Source organism: Microcoleus sp. Aus8_D2, assembly GCF_036702665.1.
Lineage (GTDB): Bacteria > Cyanobacteriota > Cyanobacteriia > Cyanobacteriales > Microcoleaceae > Microcoleus.
This window is the reverse complement of the sequence record NZ_JAUBUN010000062.1, coordinates 29,923-37,486: the sequence shown is the minus strand read 5'-3', so window position 1 is coordinate 37,486 and position 7,564 is coordinate 29,923. Positions and strand designations below refer to the sequence as shown.

8 protein-coding genes and 1 pseudogene are annotated in these 7,564 nt (G+C 46.6%); 4 read left to right on the top strand and 5 right to left on the bottom strand.

Features of this window, described 5'->3' with window-relative positions:
- The coding region (locus QUB64_RS30195) for a hypothetical protein (RefSeq protein ID WP_333269627.1) at nt 1-383 on the top strand (383 nt) is incomplete at its 5' end.
- A gap of 201 nt (nt 384-584) precedes the next feature.
- Here the strand turns inward: QUB64_RS30195 and fni are convergent.
- Nucleotides 585-1,652, bottom strand: a complete 1,068-nt coding sequence (gene fni, locus QUB64_RS30190; protein WP_333269626.1) for a type 2 isopentenyl-diphosphate Delta-isomerase — start codon at nt 1,650-1,652, stop codon at nt 585-587.
- Nucleotides 1,653-1,718: 66 nt separating this feature from the next.
- Entirely contained in the window at nt 1,719-2,402 is a 684-nt protein-coding gene (locus tag QUB64_RS30185; RefSeq protein ID WP_333269625.1) for an SDR family oxidoreductase, read from the bottom strand.
- A gap of 77 nt (nt 2,403-2,479) precedes the next feature.
- Here QUB64_RS30185 and QUB64_RS30180 point away from each other — a divergent pair, with 77 nt between their 5' ends.
- Nucleotides 2,480-3,589: an S-(hydroxymethyl)glutathione dehydrogenase/class III alcohol dehydrogenase gene (locus QUB64_RS30180; protein WP_333269624.1), complete on the top strand. Its 1,110-nt coding sequence runs from the start codon at nt 2,480-2,482 to the stop codon at nt 3,587-3,589.
- Between the two features lie 130 nt (nt 3,590-3,719).
- Nucleotides 3,720-4,574: an S-formylglutathione hydrolase gene (fghA, locus tag QUB64_RS30175; RefSeq protein WP_333269623.1), complete on the top strand. Its 855-nt coding sequence runs from the start codon at nt 3,720-3,722 to the stop codon at nt 4,572-4,574.
- 481 nt (nt 4,575-5,055) lie between these two features.
- On the opposite strand, the gene QUB64_RS30170 is transcribed toward fghA, so the two are convergent.
- Nucleotides 5,056-5,970 carry a branched-chain amino acid transaminase gene (locus QUB64_RS30170; protein ID WP_333269622.1) on the bottom strand — a complete coding sequence of 305 codons (915 nt, stop codon included), beginning with the start codon at nt 5,968-5,970 and terminating at the stop codon, nt 5,056-5,058.
- 405 nt (nt 5,971-6,375) lie between these two features.
- Between QUB64_RS30170 and QUB64_RS30165 the strand changes: the two genes are divergently transcribed.
- A complete protein-coding gene (locus QUB64_RS30165; RefSeq protein ID WP_333269621.1) occupies nt 6,376-6,744 on the top strand; it encodes a Lin0512 family protein in 369 nt (122 codons plus the stop codon).
- A gap of 134 nt (nt 6,745-6,878) precedes the next feature.
- Here the strand turns inward: QUB64_RS30165 and QUB64_RS30160 are convergent, their stop codons facing one another.
- Complete coding sequence (locus tag QUB64_RS30160; RefSeq protein ID WP_333269634.1) at nt 6,879-7,229, bottom strand: DUF4142 domain-containing protein; 351 nt, start codon at nt 7,227-7,229, stop codon at nt 6,879-6,881.
- A gap of 81 nt (nt 7,230-7,310) precedes the next feature.
- Nucleotides 7,311-7,564, bottom strand: a pseudogene (locus tag QUB64_RS30155) (hypothetical protein); the annotation flags it as partial.

Here is a 7,564-nt window from a genome sequence, read left to right as displayed (position 1 = left end):
GCGCTCCGGCACTGACGAAACCAACCTCCAATCGAATTGTGTGCATAGCTCGACCGAAGGTTAACTTAGTGGCGATCACCGACAAAACATTCGACATGAAGAAGGAAGGAACTATTATGACCCCCGACAAAAAAAGCCACGAGAAAATAGAAAATCTTGAGCTTAAAATGACGGATATCGCTAAGGCGGTGAATCTACTTGCCATTGAGTTAGATGTGGCTAAACGAGAACTTTTCAGTATAAGAGCAAAAAATTCTGCAATGCAGGCGATGATCGATGTTTTGTGGGCAAAAACAAAACCCGATTCAAGGATTGACCCCCACAGGGAAGTCAATGCCTCTTCCCATGGGAGTCCTAACATCACTATTAATATTAATCATTAATACTAATAGGGTTGACAAGCAACATAAACATGAGTTAGATTCAAAGTGAATTTTTCATCCTCAGTCCGCACCTCGCAAAAGGTTTTAGCGGATTTTTTGGTCTCTGTGTACGCCCTAGAATATGACTAGAATTTACGGCTGCACAAGTAAGCTAACTCAACTGCTGTAACGACGCAAATACGTTAAAGGACTAGAATGTGTCTAGAAACTAGGGGCAGAATGCTGAAAGTGTTGATATAGCGATTCTTTCTTCAACTGAGCCAAGTTAGCGCAGCCCGTACAGAACATCACAGTAGCGATTTCTGCAATTAAAACCTCAGCTAGAACACCTGCTGCTGATTCCGATGCTGCGGCTGCTTGCAGAAACGGCCGCGCCAGCCCCGCAACATCCGCGCCGAGGGCGATCGCCTTGGCTGCATCCAAGCCGTTTTGCAAGCCTCCAGACGCAATCAGGGGAACATCCGGCGCTACGGCGCGGGTGCTGACAACGCACTCGGCTGTCGGAATTCCCCAGTCGGCAAAGGTGGCACCCAACCTGCGCTGCTTGCTGTCTTTGGCTCGCTCTCCTTCTATTTTGGCCCAAGAAGTGCCTCCGGCTCCGGCAATGTCGATCGCACTTACCCCAGCAGCCAGCAATTTCTGTGCCATTTTTCCAGAAATACCGTTGCCTACTTCTTTCGCAATCACCGGTACTGGTAATTTATCGCACAATTTAGCAATTTTTTCGAGCAGTCCTTTAAAATTAGTATCGCCTTCGGTTTGGACGCACTCTTGCAGCGGATTGAGGTGCAAAATTAGGGCATCTGCTTCGAGAATATCGATGATTTTTTCGCACTCTTCCAAACCGTAATTGTAGTTTAATTGAACCGCTCCGATATTAGCGAGTAGCAGAATATCTGGAGCGCGGCGACGGACTGCAAATGTAGGAGCAAGTTGAGGGTTTTCTACGATGATGCGCTGGGAACCGACTCCCATGGCCAGTTTGTATTCCTGAGCGACATCGGCGAGGCGATAATTAATGGTCTGGGCTAGTTCTGTGCCGCCTGTCATTGAGGAAATTAGCAGGGGAGCGCCTAGTTTTTTGCCGAGAAATGTGGAGGTGAGATCGATTTGGGTGCGATCGAGTTCTGGCAAACAACAGTGAGTAAAACGGTAGTGTTCTAGTCCGCTGGTAGTTTCGCGAAATTGTACGTCTTCTTCGAGGCAGATCCGGAGGTGGTCTGCTTTGCGGGTTTCAGTTTGCGAGGGCGAGGTTAGCGGCAAGTTCACAGTGGCTATTTGGGGGAAGAGTTCTGGCGTTGGATAAGACGGGAATCTTATTCTACTATTTTATTGTTATCCTGGAACGGTCATCGGCATTCCATTATCCGAAGGTTTCAATTTCAGTAAAAAAGGCACTGCTTTTTGCACCCATGCTTTGACTGGCGTGTAACTTGCCGCGTGTTCTCCGAAAGAAATTTCCAGCATATCGGTATGAATTATGCCGGGATTCAAAGGAATCGCTGCCATGCCTCGCGGGAGTTCTTGGGCGAGCGATCGCGTCAGTCCTTCGATCGCCCACTTAGAAGCGCAATATGGCGCGACTTCCGGCGATGTTGACCTTCCCCAACCCGAACTAAAGTTGACAATTATGCCACTTTTTTTCGCAATCATTGCCGGGACAAAGTGGCGAATCACATTAGCTGTACCTTTAATATTAACATCAATTACCTGGGAAAACTCTTCGCTGCTGATATTCCAAAGCGGCGCGGAATAATTAGTGATAGCTGCATTGTTAAGCAGCAAATCAGGCGGCAAGTAATTCATCGTAAGTTCTGTAGCCCAAGCTTTGACTTGCTCGTTGCTGGCGACATCCAAACAAGTAAAATGGTGAGGCGCGCCATATTTTTGTTTGAGTTGTTCCACGGCTGTCAAAGAGCGGGCGCATCCTAAAACTGTGTATCCCAATTCAATAAAATTTTCGGTCATGGCGAGACCGAGACCGCGACTGACTCCAGTAATTACAATTAATTTTGTCATAGATTTGGTGAATTTTGATATTAAGTAATACAATACATATTGACGGGGCATTTAACAAATCATCCCAGGGGGAAAGCATGAAAGTAAAAGCAGCAGTTGCTCGCAGTGCCGGTCAACCTTTGACCGTTGAAACGGTCGATCTTGATGGGCCGCAGGCTGGTGAGGTGCTGGTGGAAATTAAAGCGACGGGTGTTTGTCACACTGATGCTTATACTCTTTCCGGCGCCGATCCCGAGGGTTTGTTTCCAGCAATTCTGGGCCACGAGGGAGCTGGGATTGTTGCGGATGTGGGGGCGGGAGTCACAAGTGTCAAAAAGGGCGATCGGGTAATTCCACTTTACACTCCCGAATGTCGCAACTGCGCATATTGTTTGAGCGGCAAAACGAATCTCTGTCAAGCAATTCGCCTCACTCAAGGGCAAGGCGTGATGCCCGATGGCACGAGCAGATTTTCAATTAATGGCGAGAAAATTTTCCATTACATGGGAACTTCTACCTTTGCTAATTATACAGTATTGCCAGAAATTGCCGTAGCAAAAATTCGCGATGACGCTCCTTTTGATAAAGTTTGTTTGATCGGCTGCGGCGTCACCACCGGCATCGGCGCTGTCATCAATACGGCGAAAGTAGAACCTGGTTCTAATGTGATAGTTTTTGGTTTGGGCGGCGTCGGATTGAATGTAATTCAAGCTGCTCGCATGGTAGGATCCAACATGATTGTCGGCGTAGATTTGAATCCCGACAAGCGAGCAATGGCAGAAAAATTCGGCATGACTCACTTTGTCAATCCCCGCGAAGTTGAGGGCGACTTAGTTCCTTATTTAGTAGATTTAACCAAAGGCGGAGCAGATTACAGTTTTGAATGTATCGGCAATGTCAATGTGATGCGTCAAGCTTTGGAATGCTGTCACAAAGGTTGGGGCGTGAGCGTGATTGTCGGGGTAGCGGGAGCCGGTCAAGAAATTAGCACCCGCCCGTTTCAATTAGTAACTGGTAGGGTGTGGAAAGGCACAGCTTTTGGCGGCGCGAAAGGGCGAACTGATGTCCCGAAGATTGTTGATTGGTACATGGATGGTAAAATTGATATTGATAGTTTGGTAACTCAGGTAATGCCGATCGACAAAATCAATGAAGCTTTCGATTTAATGCAAAAAGGCAAAGTAATTCGCACAGTTTTGACATTTTAAAATAAGGTACCCATTGACAATTGTCAACGGACAGAGGGAAGAAGGAAGAATAACTACTCTCTTTTCTCCCTCTGCGCCCTCTGCGCCCTCTGCGGTTAATAAAAAAATCCCATTCAGAAGTGAAAATAATATGCTATCTAACTCCCTAAAACTAGAAAAAGAACATAAAAGTTTCGGTGGCAAACTCGGCTTTTACAGCCATCAATCATCCGCCTGCAACAGCGAGATGAAATTCACTGTTTACCAGCCACCGCAAGCCGAATCACAACCCGTACCAATCCTCTATTACTTGTCAGGATTAACCTGCACGGAAGAGAACTTTATGGCAAAAGCTGGGGCGCAACAATGGGCAGCAAAATACGGGTTAATGCTGGTGGCGCCCGACACGAGCCCGCGCAATACTGGCATTCCTGGCGAAGACGACGATTGGGATTTGGGAAGCGGTGCGGGTTTTTATGTGGATGCGACAGCGGCACCTTGGAATTCTCACTATCGAATGTACAGCTACGTGGTTGATGAGTTGCCGAACTTAATCGCCGCAAACTTTCCAGGGATACGCGAAAAACAGGGAATTTTCGGGCATTCGATGGGCGGACACGGGGCTTTAATTTGCGCGTTGAAAAATGCCGATCGCTATCTTTCAGTTTCGGCTTTTGCGCCTATTTGCGCGCCCGTGCGCTGCCCTTGGGGACAAAAAATCTTCACTAACTACCTTGGGGGCGATAAGGAGAGTTGGAAGGCTTGGGATGCGAGCGAATTAGTTCTGGAAAAGCTGTACAACCGTCCGATTTTGATTGACTGCGGCACTGCTGATTCGTATCTTGCTGACGGGGAATTGTTACCGGATATCTTTGCTGCTGCTTGTGCAAAAGTGGGACAGCCACTAACTTTAAGAATGCAGGAAGGTTACGATCACAGCTATTATTTTGTGGCGAGTTTTATCGAGGATCATATTCGCCATCATGTGGCTGCTTTGTGTGAATAAAATAGGTTCGTAGTAAGGACTTTAGTCCTCTCCGGTTCGTAGAAGTAGGGTGCGTCAGTTTAGTAGATTTTGGCAAGAAATTAACAATCTCGAAACTGACGCACCCTACAATATTGAGAAGTAGGGTGCGTCAGAGAGAGATTTTGGCAAGAAATTAACAATCTCCAAACTGACGCACCCTACAATATTGAGAAGTAGGGTGCGTCAGCTAAGTAGATTTTGGCAAGAAATTAACAATCTCGAAACTGACGCACCCTACAATATTGGGAAGTAGGGTGCGTCAGAGAGAGATTTTGGCAAGAAATTAACAATCTCGAAACTGACGCACCCTACAATATTGGGAAGTAGGGTGCGTCAGCTAAGTAGATTTTCGCAAGAAATTAACAATCTCGAAACTGACGCACTCCTCGAATAAATTGTGCGGAGCGAATGGGATTTTCAGTGATGATTGATAATTGCTAAACTGACGCACCCTACAATATTAATTTAGATCGATCGCAAATACCCACTCTTTGTACTTGCTATCGCGATTTTCGATAATTCCCGTCAGTTTGTCCAAAATCTTTTCAGTGATGGGTCGGTTTTTCGGCAATTGATAGTTTTCTATTCGGTTAATTGGTGTAATTTTGGCTGCGGTTCCGCACAGGAAAATCTCGTCTGCAATCAACAGTTCTGATTTGTCAACGGGTCTTTCTGTGACTTCTATTCCTAAGTCTCGGGCGATGGTGATTACGCTATCTCTGGTGATTCCTTCGAGAATATCTTGATCGAAACCGGGAGTAACTAATTTACCGTTTCTGGCGACAAATATGTTCATCCCTGAAGCTTCGCTGACTTTTCCCTGGGTGTTCATCATGATAGCTTCGTCGAAGCCGGATTCTACTGCTTCTGTTTTGGCTAAGGCTGAGGTGATGTAGGCGCCGCTAATTTTACCTCTTAAGGGTAAACTGCGGTCTTCTTGGCGGTACCAAGAGCTAATTCTACAGTTGACTCCTTCTTTTGGTAAGTAGTCGGAGAGTTCTAATCCGTAGACAAAGAAGTCTGTTTCGACGTTGTGCAGTCGGGGGGCTATTCCTAAACTGGATGTGTAGATAAATGGTCGGATATAAAAAGATTTTGTGGGCTGATTTTTCTTGACAAAATCAATGATTACTTGTTGGATTTTGTCGGCGGGAATATCGCAGTGGAGGAAGCTGGCACTTTGACTTAATCTTTGACAGTGGCGGTCTAATCTAAATAGTAAGATGCGATCGCCATTTTCGGGGTCTGGAATTCCTCGCAACCCGCCTAAAACTCCGGTTCCGTAGTGCAGGGCGTGGGTGGCTATGGAAATTTTGGCGTCGGTAAAGGGCAGAAATTGGTTTTGAAAGTAGGCGATGGGGAGAAAACTATCCATGATTCAAGCTGGCGATGAGTTGGGCAGTCCGCGAGGAATGGTGAATTTGGTTATATTACCATAAGTTATGCGATTTTGGATTTTGGATTTGGGATTTTAGATTGACAATGACTGATGAACTATGAGTTTTGAGATGGTCTGCTGTTGGATTGTTTTAACTGCAATGAGTATTTTGTTTTTAAGCTGTTGCACATGGGAATTTCATCTTTGGGGCGGGCTCTGGGGCCCACCCCACAATATTTTTATTGTTTAAAATAAATAAATTTAAAAATATAACGGCTTGAATTGATCGATCGCATAATGTAAATATTGGTCGGTTTGGTTGATAATTGTTTTGGTAAAGAGCGCGCTCCTCTTCGAGGGCATCGCTAACGACTATTCACAAAAATCAACGAAGGGGCAACTGTGGCGCGTAAATGTTTCATCATTGAAATGGGGATGGGTATCGACCAGCACGGACAGGAACCGACTGTGGCGGCGGCTAGGGCTGTACGAAATGCGATCGCCAATAATGCTCTCCTAGGCGTCTGGGAAGTGGCGGGTTTGACTGACCCCAATCAGATGATTGTTGAGGTAAAGGTGGCTGTTCCTTACCCGGAACAAGTGCGGCCAGATGAGGTTTTGGCGGTGCTGCCTTTTGGTAGCAAAACTCTGATTGTGGAGCAAGGGGGGATGATTGTGCCAGGAAGGGCGATCGCCTCTCTGAATGATAAAAATGATGAAATGTTAATCGCTGTGGCGGCTGTGACTGTTTTTGTGGACACTGAGGACTAATTTTTTGTTGTTTGAATTAATCAGCGGCGAGTGAAGTGCGATCGCCCGTGAGAATTATTAATTTAGGCTCAGTTTCCCAGCAGCAAAGGTAAAATCCGATCGCACTTTCACGCGATCGGACTCTAGCTAATTAATTATTGGGGCTGACTTACATCGGCCAACATTTGGTTAAGCATTTGCAAGTGCGCCTGAAGGTTGGGCAATTTCTGGGTAGCCCAAGCCTTTAACTGGGGATCTTGTCCCTGTTGAGATTGAGCCTGAAACAAAGCAATAGCCTGATTGTGGCTGTCGATCGCGGCCTGCTTGTAAGCTGCGTCAAAACTTGTACCGGAGAGTCTCGAAAGTCGATCGCTCAAAGCTTTGTTCTGGCCGCTCATCTGCTTTGGCAATTCTAGGCCCTTTTGCATTGCTAACTGCATCAGTTCTTGATTTACCCGGGTGTGGCCGAGCTGCACTTCCAGCATACCAGTTTGACCTGCTTGCATCACAAAGTTGGTATCTCTGCTGCTGACAGAATTAGGAGAATTTTCGCCTGTTGAAGAGCTGGGAGAAGGGCCGGGATTATTCTAGTTGCTGGGGGCATTTCGAGTGTTCCCAGGGCCGCCGGGCTCGTTATTGTTGCTGGGGACAGTAGAGTCGAAAGGACGGCCTCCCGGATTGGTATTGTTGTTTGGATCGCTCACAGGAGCTTCCGAAGAACGATCGGGATTGTTATTATTGCTGGGGCTATTGCGAGTGTTGTTAGGGCCGCCGGGCTCGTTATTGTTGCTGGGGACAGTAGAGTCGAAAGGACGGCCTCCCGGATTGGTATTGTTGTTTG